This is a genomic window from Salinicola sp. 4072, assembly GCF_036663415.1.
Lineage (GTDB): Bacteria > Pseudomonadota > Gammaproteobacteria > Pseudomonadales > Halomonadaceae > Salinicola > Salinicola salarius_A.
In genome coordinates this window covers 118378-137207 of sequence record NZ_JAXOVV010000005.1, presented here as the reverse complement: position 1 = coordinate 137207, position 18830 = coordinate 118378, and the positions used below count along the sequence as shown (strand labels likewise).

Sequence of the window (18830 nt, the reverse complement as noted above, 5' to 3'; positions counted from 1 at the left end):
GCTGCCTCCGGGTAGCGGCTCTTTTCAGAGATTTCGGTGCATCAGCGTGACGCGCTCGCCACGATAGGTCAGAGATTCGGAGGGCACCCAACCCAGCCGCGCGTAGAGCGCCATCTGGTCCGGCGTATAGAGATGAAGTCGTCGACAACCCGCTTCCCGGGCCTCCGCTTCCACCGTCGCCACCAGTGCCGAGGCGATACCGCGGCCGCGCCAGGCCGGCAGGACGAAAACGGAGGCGAGCCAAGGCCCCATGGCGGGCCGAATGCTCATGTCGCTGACTGTCAGGCTCCCGGTAGCTATCGGCTTTCCGGCGCTCATGGCCACGAATATCGAAGGCACGCCTTTGGCACCGCAGTCGTTGCGGGTTTCGTTCCGCCACTCCTCGAACGTCGTGTGCGGGTGAAGTCCGCCCCAGGCGTCGAAGGTCCAACGCGACACCGTTTCAATGCCGAGCGTGTCATCGCGATTCAACCGTGCGATCTTCCAAGCCATTGTGGTCCCCCGCCTGTGATGACGAATCCCGAGCCGGTCGACGGGAAAAGAAGCCCGATGGATCCACCGAAGGCCTGACGTCGGTTCAGGCCTTCTTGACGAACTCGGATTTCAGCTTCATGGCGCCGACACCATCGACCTTGCAATCGATATCGTGATCACCATCGACCAGGCGGATATTCTTGACCTTGGTGCCGACTTTCACCACCAGGGAAGAACCCTTGACCTTCAGATCCTTGATCACGGTGACGCTGTCACCATCGGCCAGCGGCGTGCCATGGGCGTCGGTCACGACGCTTGCGTGTCCTTCGTCGACCGCCGCTTCTGCTTCGGACCACTCATGGCCGCATTCGGGGCAGACGACAAGCTGGCTGTCGGCGTAGGTATATTCGGACCCGCATTGCGGGCAAGGCGGTAACTGGCTCACGCGTAGACTCCTGGCGTTCGGAAAGCCGCGAAGTCTACGCCGCCCGCCTCGAACTGCCCAGTCAAACCGGGCGTTCGAGGCTCAAGAGCTGGTCAGCGGTAGAAGGGATCATCTCGACGACGCTGCCGACCACGATCAGGCACGGCGACGGCATCGGGTTGGCGGCAAGCGTTCGCGGCATGTCCGCCAACGTGCCCACCAGCCTTTGCTGCTGCGGCAGCGAGGCGTTGGCGATCAGCATGATGGGCCAGTCGGACGGCAGCCCGGCGCCGATCAACCCTTCGCAGATGGTCTCGACACGACTCAACCCCATGTAGAACACCAGCGTCTCGTCACGCCGGGCCAGCGCGTGCCAGTCGAGGGAGACATCGTCCCGGCACGCCTGCGCGGTAATGAAGCGAACCTGCTGGGCGTGAGCGCGGTCGGTCAGCGGCAGCCCCATGGCAGCAACGGCGCCGGACGCGGCGGTAATCCCGGGCACGATGTCGGGGGTGATGCCGGCCTCGGCCAGCGCTGCCAGCTCCTCGCCCATGCGCCCGAAGATTCCGGGATCGCCACCTTTCAGACGCACCACCCGCTTTCCTTCGGCGGCGAGCCGCACCAATAGCGTGCCGATCTCCGCCTGGGGCACGCTGTGGTTGCCACGCGCCTTGCCGACGTAGTAGCGCTCGCAGCCCCGGGGCAGCAAGGCTAGAATGTCGGGGCCGACGAGCCGGTCATAGACCACGGCGTGTGCGGCCTCGATTCGTCGCAGGGCTCGTACGGTCAGCAGATCCGCGGCGCCGGGCCCGGCGCCGACCAGCGAAACCCGGCCGGCATCGTCAGCCGAGTCGACGACGTTTCTCGTCGATCTCGTGGTCACGACTCGGTTTCGAGCCGCCTGATAGAGCCGAGCCATCCAGCCGGCCGTCTCCAGCCTCTTCCCGCGCGTATTGCCTTGAGTTGCATCATAGGCTGGCATCGGCCATCTCCTCTTGTGTCTCTTCTTCGAGCAGGGCTTTCAGCTCGGGTTGGCAGGAACCGCATTGGGTACCGCAGGCGAGGCGTGCACCCAGCGCCTCGACGCTGGTATCGCCGGCGCGGATGGCGGCAATGATCGAATTCTGGCCGACCTGATGACAGCTGCAGACGATCGGGCCGTCGCTGCGCGCGCCGCTGGCACAGCCGGCCAGGATGCGACGCCGCGTCTCTCGATCGAGCAACTGGTCGCCTTCGCTGGCGAAGCAGTCGTCCAGCCAGCGCAACGACGGCAGCCCCTCCGGTGGCCCGACCATCAACCACCAGCGCAGCCGGCCGTTATCGATACCGCTGGCGCGCAGGCGCCCGCGCGCTTCGTCGTGACTCCACTGCGAGACCGGCCCGGGCAGATGGGACTCGGCCCATGCCAGCCAGTCGCGTCCCGCGGCATCCGGTTGACCGCCAAGCTGCCAGCGCACGGAATGGTCGAGAGGAATCCGAGCCCAGTAGGCGTAGTCTTCGCGCCCACTCTCTATGGCGGGCGCGATAGCGGGCGCGATCTCGGCCGCGATGTCGGCGGCGACGATCAATGTCGCTTCCCAGGAGATCGGCAGCGGACGAAGGCTGACTGCAGCCTGCTTCGATTCAGGCTGCCCGGAGATCGGATCGACGACCGCCGCCACCAGGCCATTGACCTTGGCCTGGCCGCTGAAGGCGTCGTTCCAGTGCATCGGCGCGAACAGCTCCCCCGGCCGCTGGGACTTGGCGATTCTGGCCCGGCCGCGATAGAGACCATCGCCCCCCGTCAGCTCGACCAGTTGCTGGTCGGCGACGCCGAGGCGTTCGGCATCCAGCGGGTGAATGTCGACGAAGGGCTCGCCGCGATGGTTCATCAGGCGGGAGGCCCGCGCCGTCCGCGTCATGGTATGCCACTGATCCCGTACCCGACCGGTGTTCAGGCGCAGCGGCCTTTCCCGGGTCAGTTCCTGGCGTACCGCCTGCGGACGAACCGGCAACAGCCAGGCACGGCCATCGGGCGTCGCGAAGCGGCCGTTCTCGAATAGCCGTGGCGTGCCCGCGGGGGCCGCGGCGGTCACCGGCCATTGAACCGGTGCCAGGCCGTCGTAGCCGGCACGATCCAGCCCCGCCAGCCCCGAAATGTCGAACGGCCGCCAAATGGCGCCGTCGCTTTCGCTACCCTCGCCTTCGACCGCGTTCTCGAAACCGGAGAGCCGGGCATGTTCGTCGAAGATCTCGAAGGGATCGACATAGGGAAATGCCTCGGCAAAGCCGAGACGTGCGGCGACCTGGGTCATGATCCACCAGTCGTGACGCGCCTCGCCAGGCGGCGGCAGCAACCCGCGCTGGCGGGAAATGCAGCGCTCGGAATTGGTGACGGTGCCATCCTTTTCCGACCAGCCAGTGGCCGGCAGCACGATGTCCGCGACCTCCAGGATCTCGGCATTCGCCATACAGTCGGAAACGATCACCAGCGGGCACGCCGCCAGGATGCGCTTGATGCGATTGGCCTCGGGCAGGCTGACCACCGGGTTCGTCGCCATGATCCAGACCGCCCGGATCTCCCCTCGCTCGATGGCGTCGAACAGCTCGGTGGCCTTGAAACCCGGCACATCGGGCAAGGTCGGCGTCAGCGTCTCGGTGCGCCAGAATCGGGTGACCCGATCGATGGCTCCCGGCGTGTGGTAGTCCATGTGCGCCGCGAGCTGGTTGGCCAGACCTCCGACCTCGCGCCCGCCCATGGCATTGGGCTGGCCGGTGATCGAAAACGGCCCCGCGCCCGGCAGCCCGATCTTGCCGCCCGCCAAGTGGCAGTTGATGATCGCCTGGCACTTGTCGGTGCCACTGCTCGACTGGTTGATGCCCTGGGAATAGAGTGTCACCACGTGCAGTTGCGTGGCGAACCAGTAGAAGAAGGTCTCCAGCCGCTCGGCGTCGACATCGCAGTCGCGAGCGACCGCCTCGATGCCGACATCGTCCTCGCAGGCAGCCTGCATCGTCTCTTCGAAGCCTCGGGTATGGCGTTCTAGATAGATCCGGTCGACCCGGCCAGCGGCGTGCATCCAGGCCAGCAGCCCGTTGAACAGCCGGGCATCGCTGCCGGGCGCAATACCGAGATAGAGGTCGGCGATTTCGCAGCTGTCTGTCACCCGGGGGTCGATCACCACGATGCGCATCAGCGGGTTGCGCTGCTTGGCGGCCTTCAGCCGCTGATAGATCACCGGATGATTCCAGGCCAGGTTGGAGCCGACCAGCACGACCAGTTCCGCGCACTCCAGATCCTCATAACAGCAAGGTACCGCGTCGGCGCCGAAAGACCGCTTGTAGGCAGCCACCGCCGAAGCCATGCAAAGCCGCGAATTGGTATCGACATGAGGCGTTCCCAGGAAGCCCTTGAACAGCTTGTTGGCAACGTAATAATCCTCGGTCAGCAGCTGTCCGGAGAGATAGGCTGCCACCGTCTCCCGGCCATGCTCGCGCTGCGTCGATGCCAGCCGTGACGCGACGCACTGCAGCGCCTCGTCCCAACCCACCGCTTCGCCATCGACGACGGGATGCGACAGGCGCCCCCGCTCGCCCAGCGTCTCGTGCAGCGCACTGCCCTTGACGCAGAGACGCCCCTGGTTGGCTGGGTGAGCCGGATCCCCGGCGACATCGGTCAGCGTACCGTTCTCGACTGTCGCAACAACGCCACAACCGACGCCGCAATACGGGCAGGTCGTGGTGCCCTTGTAAGACGGGCAGGTCGTGGTGCTCTCGGAAGAGGATCTGGTGGCGGTGCACTCGAAAGAGAAGCCAGTGTCGCCGAACGACTCGCGGGGCGTCGTTCGCCGAGGCTGTGGATCGGTCGTGCTGTACGGATTGGGCATGAACGCCTCCCTGAAACGCAAAGAGGCCTGACTTCACGCTGAACGTGAGGTCAGGCCTCTTTGCCTGCTGCCGCGTGATCCTGCCGGTATCCGCGGTGCGTCGTGATCATTGCCGTTGTTGCGTGCCGGAGCGCTGCTCGTTGCCGACGTTGGCAACTGGCACACCTGGGTAAAAGATCGAAGCAATAAGCAGGCCACCGGCCGCTTTTTCCTTTTTCGACAATCTTCTGCAGCCACGCCCACCCCGCGCCTCGAAATCGAGAGATCCGATCTCGGGCCGTTCATGCCAACCTTTGGTGCGAAAGCGCGCAACGTTGCACCGGCGTTGCGCAGGCCAGCGCCCATCCGCCCTCTTCCTGCCCGCTTTCGATAGCGCTCGTTGCTACCAAGCCACTGAATCGATTTGAAGATCGGCGAACTGGCATGGCCTTCGCTTGAGTTCCACCATCGGCGACCAATGGCGGTCGCGATCGCCAGGCCGGCGCTGCATCGAGGCAGCGTCGCGCCAGATAGCCATGGCACGCCCCGGCAGGCTGACGGTTGCCACTGCATTCGTCGGCTCTCGGGCGTCGCATCGATATTCAGGCACATCGATATTCAGGCAAAGGCGCCTGATGCCGCGGAGTTCAATACTCCGTGTCATCAGGTGCCTTTTGCGTTGCGCCGCCGTTTTTCCAGGCGTCTCTTCCGAACTCGGAAAACGTCTGCGCTTGAAAACGTCGCTTGACGGGGGATCAACATGAGCAGGACCGCCCTTTCTCTATCCAAAGCACCAGCCAATGCTCCATCCAAAGCACCAGCCGATGCGCCATCCAAAGCACCACCCGATGCCGGAGAACATCTGGTGATCATCGGCAATGGCATGGCCGGACACCGGCTGCTGCAGGCGCTACAGGACCGTCCGACCCGGCCGATTCACATCACCACGATCGGCGAGGAGGCTTCACCGGCCTACAACCGGATCCTGCTGTCGCCGTGGCTGGCCGGCGAGATCGAACGCGACTCCCTCGATACCCGGCTGAGCGACGAGATGTCCGCCAGCGTCGAGTGGCGGCTGGGCGAGCGCGTGGTGACGATCGACCGTACCCATCGACGTGTCCATACCGACATCGGCGACCCGGTTCACTACGACCGTCTCGTCATTGCCACCGGTTCACGCCCCACGCTGCCGGCTATTCCCGGCATCGAGCTGGGTAACGTCGGCGGCTTTCGCAATCTCGACGATGTCGACTGGCTGATCGCCCGATCATCGGGCAGCCGGGCGGTGGTCGTCGGCGGCGGGCTGCTGGGGCTGGAAGCGGCGGAGGGCCTGCGCAAGCGTGGCCTGGCGGTCACGCTTTTGCAGCGCGGCGATCGACTGATGAACCGCCAGCTCGATGTCACCGCCGCCACCTGGTTGCGTGACACGCTCGAACGGCGCGGGCTGACGATAGAGACCCATGCGAGCCTGTCCGGCTGTGACGCCGACGCCCAGGGCAACGTCCAGGCCGTGCGACTGACCGACGGCCGCCGACTGGCCGCCGACTGCGTGGTGGTGGCCGCCGGCATCACGCCCAACGCCGAGCTCGGCCGCCTGGCCCGTCTCGATGTCGGCGCCGGCATCTGCGTCGATGCCACCTTGACTACCCGCGATCCCCGGATTCATGCCATCGGTGAATGCTGCGAATTCGACGGCACCACGGTGGGCCTGGTCGAGCCGATCTGGCAGCAGGTCGAGACCTTGGCGGATCTCCTCGGCGGCCAGACGCCGCAACCCTACAGCGACAGCGCCTGCGCCACGCGGCTGAAAGTCGCCGGCATCTCTCTCTACGCGTTCGGCCCCGTCGAGGCGGAACCCGACGACGACATCCTGACCTACGCCGACCCGGAAGGCGGCGATTATCGCCGCCTGCTGCTTCGCAACGACCGACTGATCGGCGCCGTGCTCTACGGCGATACCGGCGATGGTCCGGCGCTGTTTCAGCTGTCCCGAGCCGGTGCGGATCTCGGCCACCATCGCGATCTGCTGCTGTTCGGCGCGAGCGATGTCGCGCAACGCCTGACCGAAGACACTCAACACTCACTGGAGGAAGCGGCATGACCTTCGAAGCCGACACCCCGACCCCGCCCCGCAAGCCTCGCCTGATCGTGATCGGCAATGGCATGGTCGGCCACTACTGTCTGGAGCAGCTGGTCGAACGCCAGGCGCATCAGCACTACGCCATCACCGTCTTCGGCGAGGAACGCCACCGCGCCTACGATCGCGTGCATCTATCAGACTACTTCACCGGCAGCGATGCCGATGCCCTGGCCCTGGGCGAAGCGGACTTCTGCGCCAGACATGGCATCGACCTTCGCCTGGGAGAAGCCGTCAGCGCCATCGACCGTGAATCCCGCCTCGTCGTCACCGAACGTGGCGGCCACGCTTTCGACCAGTTGATCCTGGCGACCGGCTCCTACCCCTTCGTGCCGCCGATTCCGGGTAACGACCGCCCCAACTGTTTCGTCTACCGTACTCTGGACGATCTCGATGCGATCCGCGCCGCGGCCGAAACGGCTTCCAGTGGCGTGGTCGTCGGTGGCGGCCTGCTGGGGCTGGAGGCCGCCAATGCCCTGCGCGGCCTGAATCTCGACACCGCCGTGGTGGAGTTCGCGCCGCGCCTGATGCCGATGCAGGTCGACACCGAAGGCGGCGATCTGCTGCGCGAAAAGATCGAGCAGTTGGGGGTTCAGGTACTGACGGGCCGGGCCACTCAGCGTATCGAGGACGGCCAGGACCACCAGCACCGCATGGTTTTCCAGGATGAGAAAGTGTGGGAAACCGACCTGATCGTGTTCTCCGCCGGCATCCGCCCCCAGGATCGGCTGGCCCGGGATTGCGGGCTGGAGATCGGCGAGCGCGGCGGCGTGGTGGTGGACGACAACTGCCGCACCAGCGATCCGAACATTCTGGCCATCGGCGAAGTGGCGCTATGGCAGGACAGCATCTTCGGCCTGGTGGGCCCCGGCTACCAGATGGCCAAGGCCGCCGTCGACACCCTGGTCGAGGGCGAACTCACCTTCCAGGGCGCCGACATGAGCACCAAGCTGAAGCTGCTCGGCGTCGATGTCGGCTCGATCGGCGATGCGCATGGCGACCGCACCCCCGGGGCTCGCATGTACCGCTATCTGGATCAGATCAAGCAGGAATACCGCAAGCTGGTGGTCTCCAGCGATGGCAAGAAGCTGGTCGGTGCCATGCTGGTCGGCGACAACAGCTACTACGATACCCTGTTGCAGTACTACAGCAACGGCCTGGAACTGCCCAAGGATCCGGCCGCGCTGATCCTCCCCAGCACCGAAGGCGCGCCGACGCTGGGTGCCGATGCCCTGCCCGAGACAGCGACCATCTGCTCGTGTCACAACGTCTCCAAAGGGGCGGTCTGTCAGGCGGTCGAGGCCGGCTGCACGGATCTCGGCACGCTCAAGGCCGACACCAAGGCCAGCACCGGTTGCGGCGGCTGTACGGCACTACTCAAGCAAGTGTTCGAACACGAGCTGGAAAGCCGTGGCGTCGAAGTCGACCGCAGCCTGTGCGAGCACTTCGCCTACACCCGCCAGGAGCTCTACGGCCTCATCCGGGTCGAAGGCATTCAAAGCTTCGAGGCGCTCCACGCGCGTCACGGTAAAGGCCGGATGGGCTGCGACATCTGCAAGCCGGCCGTCGCCTCGATCCTCGCCTCGTGCTGGAACGCGCCGATCACGAACCCATCGCTGGTGCCGCTGCAGGACACCAACGACACCTTCATGGCCAACATGCAGAAGAACGGCACCTATTCGGTGGTTCCGCGCATTCCCGGTGGCGAGATCACCCCGGACAAGCTGATCGCCATCGGCGCGGTAGCCAAGAAGTACGATCTCTACACCAAGATTACCGGCGGCCAGCGTATCGATCTGTTCGGCGCCCAGTTGCATGAATTGCCGGACATCTGGAGCGAGCTGATCGCCGCCGGCTTCGAGACCGGCCACGCCTACGGCAAATCCACCCGCACGGTGAAGTCCTGCGTCGGCAACACCTGGTGCCGCTACGGCGTTCAGGACAGCGTCGCCATGGCACTGACTATCGAGAATCGCTACAAGGGCCTGCGTTCGCCGCACAAGCTGAAGTTCGCCGTTTCCGGTTGCACGCGGGAATGTGCCGAAGCCCAGAGCAAGGACGTCGGCGTGATCGCCACCGAGCACGGCTGGAATCTCTATGTCTGCGGCAATGGCGGCATGCGTCCGCGCCATGCGGAGCTGTTCGCCACCGATCTCGACGACACCGAGCTGCTGCGCATCATCGACCGGCTGCTGATGTTCTATATCCGCACCGCCGATCGACTTCAGCGCACCTCGGTATGGCGCGAGAACCTGGAAGGCGGGCTCGACTATCTCAAGGCGGTGATTCTCGAGGACAGCCTGGGGCTGGGTGACGAGCTCGAAGCCCAGATGCAGCACGTGGTCGATCAGTACGAGTGTGAATGGGCCGGAGCGCTGAAGGATCCGGAAAAGCTCAAGCGCTTCCGCACTTTCGTCAACGACAAGCGCAGCGATCCCGACATCATCGCCGTCAGCGAGCGCGACCAGCCGAGACCTGCGCGCCCCGAAGAGATTGCCGCACTGGCGGTGGAGGTAACGTCATGAGCGAACTCATCCTGGAAACCGAGGCAGCGCAGTCTGCCTCCTCTTCACGCCCCGTTCGCCTGTGCAGCCGGGCGGACCTGGTTGCCGGCTCCGGCATCGTCGCCTGGCATGATGGCCATCAGATAGCGCTTTTCTATCTACCTCGTGGACCCGAAGCTGACGATGAGCTTTACGCCTTAGACAACCGCGATCCGTTTTCCGGCGCCAACGTGATCGGCCGCGGCATCATTGGCGATCTCAAGGGCGAGCTGGTCGTCGCCTCGCCGATCTACAAGCAGCACTTCCGGCTGCCGGACGGCCAGTGCCTCGAGGATACCACGCAGCGCTTGCGTACCTGGTCCGTCGGGTGGAGCGGCGACGACGTGGTGCTTCATATCCCCGTGGAGGCGGATTCGTGATGACTTGACCCATACCATGACGCCGCCGATGACAGTCGTAGGTTATGAATCTCAGTTCCAAGACAAACACAAAAGGAAAACGACCATGTCCTATCTCGTCCCTGCGGAGTTCGCTACCAAGATGGTGGACGCTGGCGAATCGAAAATCTTCATGTCGACTCGAGACACGCTGATCCGTGCCTTCATGGCCGGCGCCATTCTGGCCCTGGCGGCTGCGTTCGCCATCACGATCACCGTTCAGACCGGGCAGCCACTCGTCGGCGCCATTCTGTTCCCGGTCGGCTTCGTCATGCTCTATCTGATGGGATTCGACCTGTTGACCGGGGTATTCATGCTGACTCCGCTGGCCCTGCTGGATCGTCGCGCAGGCGTTACGCTCAGTCGAGTACTGCGCAACTGGGGTTGGGTCTTCCTGGGCAATCTGGGCGGCGCGCTGACCGTTGCCGTCATGATGGCCTTCATCCTGACCTACGGCTTTTCCATCGGACCGGGTGCCGTGGGTGACAAGATCGCCGGGATCGGGGAGGCACGCACGCTAGGTTACGCCGAATATGGTCTGGCCGGCTGGGTGACGATCTTCATTCGCGGCATGCTGTGCAACTGGATGGTCTCGATGGGTGTCGTCGGCGCGATGGTTTCCACTTCGGTCAGCGGAAAGGTCATCGCCATGTGGATGCCGATCATGCTGTTCTTCTACATGGGCTTCGAGCATTCGATCGTGAACATGTTTCTCTTTCCCTCTGCCTTGATCATGGGAGGAGGCTTTTCCATATGGGACTACATGTGGTGGAACGAGCTTCCGACGGTGCTGGGCAATCTGGCCGGAGGACTGGCTTTCACCGGGCTGACTCTCTACGCCACTCACGTCAAGACAGGCCCCAAGCGCAATCTGATCTGAACGAACTGGCGCGGCGCTCACCCGAGCACCGCGTCTACGTCAACTGCCCAATGGAGAAGCAAAACCATGGACAAACAGGAAATGCACCATACGCTGATGGCAGCCAAGGCCCGCAAGGGAATCTCGTGGGAAGCGCTGGGTGAAGCGATAGATCACTCGCCGGTGTGGGTCGCATCCGTCTGTTACGGCATGAACAGCGCCCCGCCCGAGGCCGCTCGGCGCATCGCGGCCACGCTGGATCTGGGTGACGAGGTGGTAGCGGCGTTGGAAGCCTTTCCCACCAAGACTTGGGATCAAGCTATTCCTCAGGATCCTCTCATATACCGACTCTACGAGATCGTCGGCGTCTACGGACCGACGCTTAAAGACGTGATTCAGGAAAAGTTCGGCGACGGCATCATGAGCGCTATCGACTTCGAGATGAAAGTCGATCGCCAGCCCGACCCCCAGGGTGACCGTGTGGTGGTCACCATGAACGGCAAGTTCCTGCCCTACAAGAGCTGGTAGCAAACCTTGGCGTATCGGTTAACGACAAAAGCCGGTTGACGCCAAGAGCCTGATCCTTCCAGCAAACGTGATGACTGGCGCGGGCAAGAATCGGGCACAAAAAAAGCCCGCGCAAGAGGGGGGATGCGCGGGCGAGGCGGGGTGTTACTAGGAGACGCGACTCGAACGACTGCTAATCGAAGTATCTACATTCGATGGAAATTATATTAGCACCCTTATATTTCCCTGGCAATGCAATATCGTCATCGCGCTCATCGTTTCGCTTTATCGTCCTCTCGGTCACGATCCTCGTGCTCGCGCGTCTGGCGTTCGGCCAACTCCCGACGATGATCGCGCAGCTCCTGGCGCAGCGATTCGATCTCGACCTGAAGCTCGCTCACCTGCTCGATCATGTGGCGCATCATGCGCCGGTTCGCCTTGTGCTGGCGGGATTCCGACTCTTCCTGATCTTCGACGAAAAGCGAGCTCACGTAAGCCGCGAAACTACCGAACAGCCCGACCCCGCAGACCATCAGCAACACGGCGACGATGCGCCCCAGCGTCGTGATCGGATAGTAATCCCCGTAGCCGACCGTGGTAACGGTCACGATCGCCCACCACAACGCTTCTTCCGCCGTATTGATAGGGCTGTCCGGATTGGGCGTTTCCACCATCAATACCGTCATCGCTCCGAAGACCACCAGCAGCACGGTCGCCGTCGCCGCCGACGCCAATACGCCTTCGGCCCGGTTACGAAACAGCAGTTGCCAGATCAACTCCAGCGACCGCAGCGCCCGGAGCACACGAATGACCTGAACGACACGGGCCAGACGCGCAGCCTGAAACCAGCCGGCAGGAATGCTTGCCAGCAGATCCAGCCACCCCCAGCGCATATAGCGCCATTTATTGGGTGCGCGGTAGAACCGCTGGCAGAAATCGATGAAGAAGAAAAAGCAGACGATGTAGTCCAGATAATCGAATAACTGGAGGATATCGGCAGGCAGATCGAGAAAAAGCTCGGCCAGCATGGCTCCCAGCACGTAGAACGAGAGCGCCAGGATAAAAAACTGAAAAGGGGTGACATGTTCCTTCATGGCAAGTCCCGTTCACCTGTGCGCCCCGATCCCGTCAGCCCTCTGGCCGCGACAGGATGAACGGCATTATCCGCAAATGGGCCGATGTGACGCGAATCGCCCGCTCAACGTCCGCCGAGTATCACGCGCCCCCGACGCATCAGCTCACACGAGTCGCGTGCGATCAGGCCGAACAGGGGTTGGCCAGTTTCAGCTGGGTGAAATTGGTCACGAACGTATCCATCTTTTCCGCGTCGTAGTCCTGGAGACCACTGATCACCAGTTTCTTGGAGCCGATGCCCACGTCACGGCCACGGCAGCTCATGCGGAATTCAAGATGAGCCTCTCCGCGCTTGCCCTTGACGTCCAGATTGGCGCCGGCGAAATCCAGATCCAGATCACACGGGTCGTGATCCTCGAGCGTGAATCCCATGCTGTCGTAGATCACCAGCGGGCGCTGGGGATTGAACATGACACCCTTCTCTTCGAGCAGAGGCTTGAGATAATGCGGAAAGTTGCGGCCCGAGAAGGCCACGTAGCGACGGGTGAAAGTCTCGACGGTGCCCGGGTCATGAATCGTCCAGCCGCTGCGCTTGACGCTCAGATACTGTTTACCGCTCTGGTCGACGACGCTGACGGTGCCGGTCTCTTCCTCTTCGACGAAGCTCAACGAGACGCTGTCCCCCACCATTCCACAGAAGTGGAACGTCATGTGTTGAGATAGCCCGTAACGGGACAGCACCAGCGCGAACAGCAGGTCGCCGGGCACGCAGAAACGCCGCGCGCAAGGGTCATGGATCGGGTTGTAATCTCCCGCGATCTGACGCGCAAACTGACTGGCCTGCTCTGCGGTGATACAGATGCGGTCCGCGTCGGTAGAATGGAACTCGTCGAGAAACATAAGTGGTCGACCCACGTATCGAATGACTTGGCGTTGGGATTCCAGGCGCCGCACTTTTACCACATGTTAGGGCAAATCGCAGCGCACCATTAACATTTTTTAGAGACAAACGATAGCGTAGTTTACCCAAATGAATGTTCCAACCACAGCCTCTGAAGACATCGAGACTCGACCGTGCCCCTGCGGAAACGGCCTGCCCTACCGCCGCTGCTGCGGGATCTACCATCGCGGGGAAGCGCCCGCGCCAACGGCGGAAGCGCTCATGCGCTCACGCTACACCGCCTTTGCGCTGGGCGGGCTCGGTGACTATCTCGTCAGGACCTGGGAGGCCGATGCCATCGACCCGGCCCTGACGGCGGAGCAACTGGACCGCCAGGAACAACAATGGCTGCGGCTCGAGATTCTCGATGCCCACGAGAACGGCGCCAAGGCAACGGTCGAGTTCAAGGCACACTGCCGCCCGTTCGGTGCAGGGCCAGCGGTAACGCCGCAGGTGCTTCACGAGCGTTCGCGCTTTCGCCGACGCCAGGGCTTGTGGCGTTACGTCGACGGCATCATCGATCCGCCCCCCGCCGCCACCGCCTCGCGTAACGCGCCCTGCCTCTGCGGAAGCGGCAAGAAGGCCAAGCGCTGCTGCCTGCGCTGAACCGATCGCAGGCACGCCGAATCGAGTCACCCTGTGGAATATGCCCCTTCGTCCCGCTACGCTTTTATCGAATCGACGCGCCGGATACTCATCGACACACTAAGCTCGATCTCTGTTGCAGCGTCGAAACGCTTCGATTTCCGGACATGAAAAGCAGGTGCATGAATATTTCTGATAGCGCCACGAATCTTCTCTCCCGCTTCCAGACCGAACTCGGCCAATGGCTCCATATTCCGGGCTGGATCGTGCTGCCCGCGCTGATACTGCTGATCGCGGTCATCGTCGACATCGCCCTGCACTTCGTTCTCAACCGGATGGAGCGTCGCCTGCGCAATTCGCCGCGCCGCTGGGACGACCCCATCCTTCACGGTCTGCGTCTTCCGCTACGCTGGTGGGTCTGGGTTACCGCGCTGATGGTCGGCCTCGGCGTGATCGGCAACCATTTCGAGATCGAGCGACTGAACATCGTGCTGTCCCGGGTCGGAGCATTGATCACGCTGCTCCTGGTCGCCTGGGGCGGCATCCGGCTTTTCCGACGGCTGGAGCAGCGCCTGGTCTTTCCGCCGGGCAACTGCCATGCCAAGCCGGTGGATCCCACCTCGGCATCGGCCCTGACCAAGATCGTCGGTGCCATCCTGATCGTCACGCTGATATTGATCGGGCTGCAGATCCTGGGCGTGTCGATGTCGAGCATTCTGGCCATGGGTGGCTTCGGTGGCCTGGTGATCGGCTTCGCCGCGCGGGATGTCATCGCCAATTTCTTCGGTGGCATGGTGGTCCATCTGGACAAGCCGTTCGTGGTCGGCGACTGGATCCGCTCCCCCGAGCGCCAGATCGAGGGCATCGTCGAGGATATCGGCTGGCGCCTCACCACCGTCCGAACCTTCGCCGGGCCACCGCTCTACGTGCCCAACGCCTGGTTCAGCCAGATCTCCGTGGAGACCCCGACCCGAATGGTCAGCCGTCGCCTGTGGGAAACCATCAGCCTCCGCTACCAGGACATCGGCGCCATCGAGAATGTCGCCCGGGATATTCGCAACCTGCTGCTGGAGCACGAGGAGATCAATCAAAACGAGCTGATCACGGTCAACTTCTCCACCTACGGCCAGTACTCGCTGGATATCATCGTCTACGCCTTCACCCACGAGACGGATTGGCAGCGTTTCCACGAGATCAAGCAGGACATTCTGTTGAAGATCCGCGACATCATCGACTCCCACGGCGCGGAGCTGGCCATTCCGGCATCCCGGATCTATTTCCCCGAGGGCATTCGCCATCAGGAGCCCGAGCGCGACCACCCCGATGACGAGGAGCGAGACGCCAAGTCACGCAGCGACCGTGATACCGCCTCGTCGCGGACCGAGCGCCGTTCGCCCGATGACCAACGCCGCCATTCGAATCCGGGCCCCCGTCAAACGGAAGACCCGCAGGACGACGACAGCGACGCCTGAATCGGCCGCCCGCGCTCAGCGCCCGTGGCGAATGCTCAGCTGGCACCAGCTATCGCTCAGCCAGCGTCCGGCCGACGCGATCTCGGCCTCCGTGGCGCCAGCGTAGCCCAGCACCAGACCTGGCCGGCCGGGCGGCTGCAGGAAATAGCGCGACAGCGGCGACAGCAGAATCCCGGCCTCCTGCCCCCGCGAGACCAGCTCGGTCTCCAGCTCGAAGCTATCCAGCTCGGCAACCAGGTGCATCCCCGCCTGCCCCGCCGAGAGCACCAGCCCGCGCGCGGCCGCCGGGGCCAGCGCTCGTCGCAGCTGTGCCTGACGCTGGCGATAGAGCCCACGCATTTTCGCGACGTGGCGTACGAAATGCCCCTCGGCAATGAACGCTGCCACTGCGGCCTGCGCCACGTACTGTCCTTCCCGGTGAAGCCGGGCATTGGCACGCTTGAAGGCATCGACCAGCGCTTCCGGCAGCACCAGATAGCCGAGCCGCAATCCCGGGTAGAGCACCTTGCTGAAAGTGCCGACGTAGATGACCGGGGCATCGTCGACGAGCCCCTGCAGCGACGCGATCGGCGCGCTGGCGTAGCGAAACTCGCTGTCGTAATCGTCCTCGATGATCCAGGCCCCATGACGCCGAGCCGCTTCCAGCAGTGCCATCCGGCGCGGCAGGGTCATCGTCACGCCGCTGGGATATTGGTGCGAGGGCGTGACGTAGATCAGCCGCGGCGGTGGCGTCTCCCGCGGCACGCGCTCCACGTTCGCCCCATCCTCGTCGACGGCCAGCGGCACGGTATCCAGACCGGCCGCCACGAAGCAGGACTGCGCCCCGCCGTAGCCCGGCTCTTCCACCCACACCGCGTCACCGGCATCGGCCAGCAACCGGGCGATCAGCTCGAAGCCCTGCTGAGCGCCCTGGGTGATCAGGATCTGCCCGGGCCGGCAACGCACCGACCGCGATAACTGCAGATAGTCGCACAGCGCTTCTCGCAACGCCGGGACACCGCCCTGATGCTGGTAGTCGTGCCATTCGAGCGGCGCCCGCTGGCGCTGGCGGCGCAACAACCGCTGCCAGCGTTCGCGGGGAAAGCGGTCCAGCGCGGGCACGCCCGGCGCGAAGGCCGTATAGCGATCGCTCAGCACACCGCTGAAATCGAGAATGCGCCGGCCCCGAGCGGAAAGCGACGGCGCCGCGCTGCCGGATGCCGATGCCGCCGCCGTCAAGGCTTCCGATCGCCACGCGGCGACGAAGACACCCGCGCCTCGGCGAGTCTCCACGAATCCTTCGGCCGCGAGCCGGTCGATGGCGCCCAGCACGGTATTGCGGCCCAGCCCGAGCTCGTGAGCCAGCTGACGAGAGGAAGGTAGCGCCGTGCCGGCACCGAGCTTGCCCTCCTGAATCCAGTCTCGTAGCGACTGATAGAGTCGCTGGGTCAAGGTCGCCACGGATGGCAACGCAAGTTGCATGGTCAGCGCTTCGACGATCCACAGCCGGTGGTCCTGAGATGGCGGCACTGGTTCCCTCACTATTGCATCAACTGGCCCTTATCGAGGAACCAGCATGAGGCCAAACTGGCCTCACGTCACGCTCGTCACCCCGTTCGCTCGCCAGGGAGCCCGCCATGCCTACCATTCGTACCGCTACCCCCGAGGACATCGACAGTCTCGTTGCACTGATCGATGGCTACCGCCAGTTCTATCGGCAACCCGGCAACCCGGAAGGCGCACGGCATTTCCTGGCGCGGCGCTTCGAACGGGACGATGCGCATCTGCTGATCGCGCTGGATGAGAGCGGCGCGGCGATCGGCTTTGTGCAGCTGTTTCCCGTGCCCTCGACTACCTCGCTCGGAACACGCTGGATCCTCAACGATCTCTTCGTCGTACCCGAAGCTCGTCGCAACGGCATCGGCAGCGCGCTATTGCAAGCCGCCCGGGCACTGGCGACCGAGCACGACGTGCCACAGCTGATGTTGCGCACCCAGACCGACAACGTGACCGCCCAGTCCCGCTACCAGGCGCTCGGCTGGCAGCGCGACGAGGCGTTTTATACCTACCTATTGAGCGTGTGATGCCATGACTCCGTTCATCAACGAATATGGCCAGCCCGTCGGCCCGGTTATCGACGGCTGGCAGCCGCCGCTGGCACCTCGGGCCGAAACCTTGGAAGGCCGTTTCTGCCGCCTCGAGCCGCTGGATGCCTCGGCTCACGCGCCTGCGCTCTGGCGAGCCTGGCAGTCGTCAGATCCCGAAGTCGTCGTCGATCGTGACGGCAAGGCACGCTGGACCTATCTCGGCGGTCGCGGATTCGACGACGAAGCCGGCTGTCGACGCTGGCTGGAAACGATGACCGCGAGCGATGATCCGCACTGCTACGCCATCATCGATCCGGCCGACGGCCAGGCCGTCGGCATGGCCACTTATCTACGCATCGTGCCGGTCGACGGCAGCATCGAGATCGGCCATCTGAATTTCTCGCCGCGCATGGCGCGCACGCCGATCTCCAGCGAGGCGCTGATGCTGCTGATTAGCCACGCCTTCGAACTCGGTTACCGCCGGGTGGAGTGGAAGTGCGATGCGCTGAACGCGCCATCGCGGCGCGCCGCAGAGCGCCTGGGCTTTCGCTTCGAGGGCATATTTCGCCAGCATCGCGTGGTCAACGGCCGCAACCGTGACACCGCCTGGTTCTCGATCATCGACGCTGAATGGCCAGCGATCCGCGAGTGCCATCGTCGCTGGCTGACACCGAACAACTTCGATGCCGACGGCCGCCAGCACCAATCGCTTTCGAAGATGACCGCCGAACTGACAAAGCCGGAGTGTTGATCATGTACCAGCCAAACCAGTTCCGTCTCGATGATCCGGACGCCTTGAAGCAGGCCATCGATCAGGCACCGTTTGCCACGCTGGTCACGCAGAGCGAGAAAGGTGAGTTTACCGCCGACCATCTGCCGCTGCTGTTCGAATCTGCCGACGGCGGGTCATCGCCGGGTACGCTGCGCGGGCATATCGCGCGCGCCAACCCGTTGGCTCCGGGCCGCTTGGATTGCCAGACCCTGGATTGTCAGGCCCTGGCGATCTTCCACGGCCCGCAGGCGTATATCACGCCGAGCTGGTATCCCGCCAAGCGCGAACACGGCAAGGTCGTGCCGACCTGGAACTATCAGGTGGTGCATGCCCACGGCCGGCTGCGCCTGATCGACGACGCGGACTGGCTGCGACAAACCGTGGCACGCCTGACCCGGCGGTTCGAGCGCGACCGGCCCGCCCCCTGGTCGATCGATGACGCGCCGGATGACTACATTGCCGGGATGTGCCGAGCCATCATCGGCGTCGAACTGACCATCGAGCGGCTGGAAGGCAAGCGCAAGGCGAGTCAGCACAAGCCGATGGAAGAGCGTGAGTCGATCCTGCAGGGATTACGTGACGAGTACGGCTACCCCGACGACGCGGCTCGCTGCCTGAGCGGCGTCTTATGAACAGAGCGGCATCTGCCGATCAGAGCGGCGTCTGCCGACCAGAGCGGCATCCTCTGCCGGGAATGCCATTGATCGGGGCTGGCACCCGGGCGTTCGTTACGG

17 protein-coding genes are annotated in these 18830 nt (G+C 63.8%); 10 read left to right on the top strand and 7 right to left on the bottom strand.

The window, feature by feature from the left end; genetic code table 11:
- Positions 1-24: 24 nt before the first annotated feature.
- From R3F72_RS06090 to R3F72_RS06075, 4 genes are all read right to left on the bottom strand, one after another.
- Positions 25-492, bottom strand: coding sequence for a GNAT family N-acetyltransferase (locus R3F72_RS06090; RefSeq protein ID WP_332779187.1), 468 nt, complete (start codon positions 490-492; stop codon positions 25-27).
- An 85-nt stretch (positions 493-577) separates the two neighbouring features.
- On the bottom strand, positions 578-919 hold the full coding sequence (locus R3F72_RS06085; protein ID WP_332779186.1) for a zinc ribbon domain-containing protein YjdM: 342 nt from the start codon (positions 917-919) through the stop codon (positions 578-580).
- A gap of 61 nt (positions 920-980) precedes the next feature.
- On the bottom strand, positions 981-1880 hold the full coding sequence (cobA, locus tag R3F72_RS06080; protein ID WP_332779185.1) for a uroporphyrinogen-III C-methyltransferase: 900 nt from the start codon (positions 1878-1880) through the stop codon (positions 981-983).
- Complete coding sequence (locus tag R3F72_RS06075; protein ID WP_332779184.1) at positions 1867-4764, bottom strand: nitrate reductase; 2898 nt, start codon at positions 4762-4764, stop codon at positions 1867-1869. The genes cobA and R3F72_RS06075 overlap by 14 nt, the downstream gene beginning before the upstream one ends.
- Positions 4765-5608: 844 nt before the next feature.
- Between R3F72_RS06075 and R3F72_RS06070 the strand changes: the two genes are divergently transcribed.
- From R3F72_RS06070 to cynS, 5 genes are all read left to right on the top strand, one after another.
- Positions 5609-6844, top strand: a complete 1236-nt coding sequence (locus R3F72_RS06070; protein WP_332779183.1) for an NAD(P)/FAD-dependent oxidoreductase — start codon at positions 5609-5611, stop codon at positions 6842-6844.
- On the top strand, positions 6841-9405 hold the full coding sequence (nirB, locus tag R3F72_RS06065; protein ID WP_332779182.1) for a nitrite reductase large subunit NirB: 2565 nt from the start codon (positions 6841-6843) through the stop codon (positions 9403-9405). Before R3F72_RS06070 ends, nirB begins: the two co-directional genes overlap by 4 nt.
- Positions 9402-9803, top strand: coding sequence for a nitrite reductase small subunit NirD (gene nirD / locus R3F72_RS06060; RefSeq protein ID WP_332779181.1), 402 nt, complete (start codon positions 9402-9404; stop codon positions 9801-9803). The genes nirB and nirD overlap by 4 nt, the downstream gene beginning before the upstream one ends.
- Before the next feature lie 85 nt (positions 9804-9888).
- Entirely contained in the window at positions 9889-10701 is an 813-nt protein-coding gene (locus R3F72_RS06055; protein WP_303854713.1) for a formate/nitrite transporter family protein, read from the top strand.
- A gap of 66 nt (positions 10702-10767) precedes the next feature.
- Positions 10768-11208, top strand: a complete 441-nt coding sequence (gene cynS / locus R3F72_RS06050; RefSeq protein WP_303854711.1) for a cyanase — start codon at positions 10768-10770, stop codon at positions 11206-11208.
- A 251-nt stretch (positions 11209-11459) separates the two neighbouring features.
- Here cynS and R3F72_RS06045 read toward each other — a convergent pair whose 3' ends face one another.
- On the bottom strand, positions 11460-12281 hold the full coding sequence (locus tag R3F72_RS06045) for an ion transporter (RefSeq protein ID WP_087718418.1): 822 nt from the start codon (positions 12279-12281) through the stop codon (positions 11460-11462).
- 163 nt (positions 12282-12444) lie between these two features.
- Positions 12445-13161, bottom strand: a complete 717-nt coding sequence (locus R3F72_RS06040; RefSeq protein WP_087718417.1) for a DUF3581 family protein — start codon at positions 13159-13161, stop codon at positions 12445-12447.
- A gap of 130 nt (positions 13162-13291) precedes the next feature.
- On the opposite strand from R3F72_RS06040, the gene R3F72_RS06035 reads away from it, so the two are divergent.
- Both R3F72_RS06035 and R3F72_RS06030 read left to right on the top strand, forming a co-directional pair.
- Entirely contained in the window at positions 13292-13807 is a 516-nt protein-coding gene (locus R3F72_RS06035; protein ID WP_332779180.1) for a YchJ family protein, read from the top strand.
- A 161-nt stretch (positions 13808-13968) separates the two neighbouring features.
- Positions 13969-15258: a mechanosensitive ion channel family protein gene (locus R3F72_RS06030; protein WP_332779179.1), complete on the top strand. Its 1290-nt coding sequence runs from the start codon at positions 13969-13971 to the stop codon at positions 15256-15258.
- Positions 15259-15273: 15 nt separating this feature from the next.
- On the opposite strand, the gene pdxR is transcribed toward R3F72_RS06030, so the two are convergent.
- Positions 15274-16719, bottom strand: a complete 1446-nt coding sequence (pdxR, locus tag R3F72_RS06025; RefSeq protein ID WP_332779198.1) for a MocR-like pyridoxine biosynthesis transcription factor PdxR — start codon at positions 16717-16719, stop codon at positions 15274-15276.
- Positions 16720-16874: 155 nt separating this feature from the next.
- Here pdxR and R3F72_RS06020 point away from each other — a divergent pair, with 155 nt between their 5' ends.
- Genes R3F72_RS06020 through R3F72_RS06010 form a run of 3 tightly spaced genes read left to right on the top strand, consistent with a single transcriptional unit; the run spans position 16875 to position 18728 of the window.
- Complete coding sequence (locus R3F72_RS06020) at positions 16875-17321, top strand: GNAT family N-acetyltransferase (protein ID WP_332779178.1); 447 nt, start codon at positions 16875-16877, stop codon at positions 17319-17321.
- 4 nt (positions 17322-17325) lie between these two features.
- A complete protein-coding gene (locus tag R3F72_RS06015; RefSeq protein WP_332779177.1) occupies positions 17326-18075 on the top strand; it encodes a GNAT family N-acetyltransferase in 750 nt (249 codons plus the stop codon).
- Positions 18076-18077: 2 nt separating this feature from the next.
- Complete coding sequence (locus R3F72_RS06010) at positions 18078-18728, top strand: FMN-binding negative transcriptional regulator (RefSeq protein ID WP_332779176.1); 651 nt, start codon at positions 18078-18080, stop codon at positions 18726-18728.
- Positions 18729-18830 lie beyond the last annotated feature (102 nt).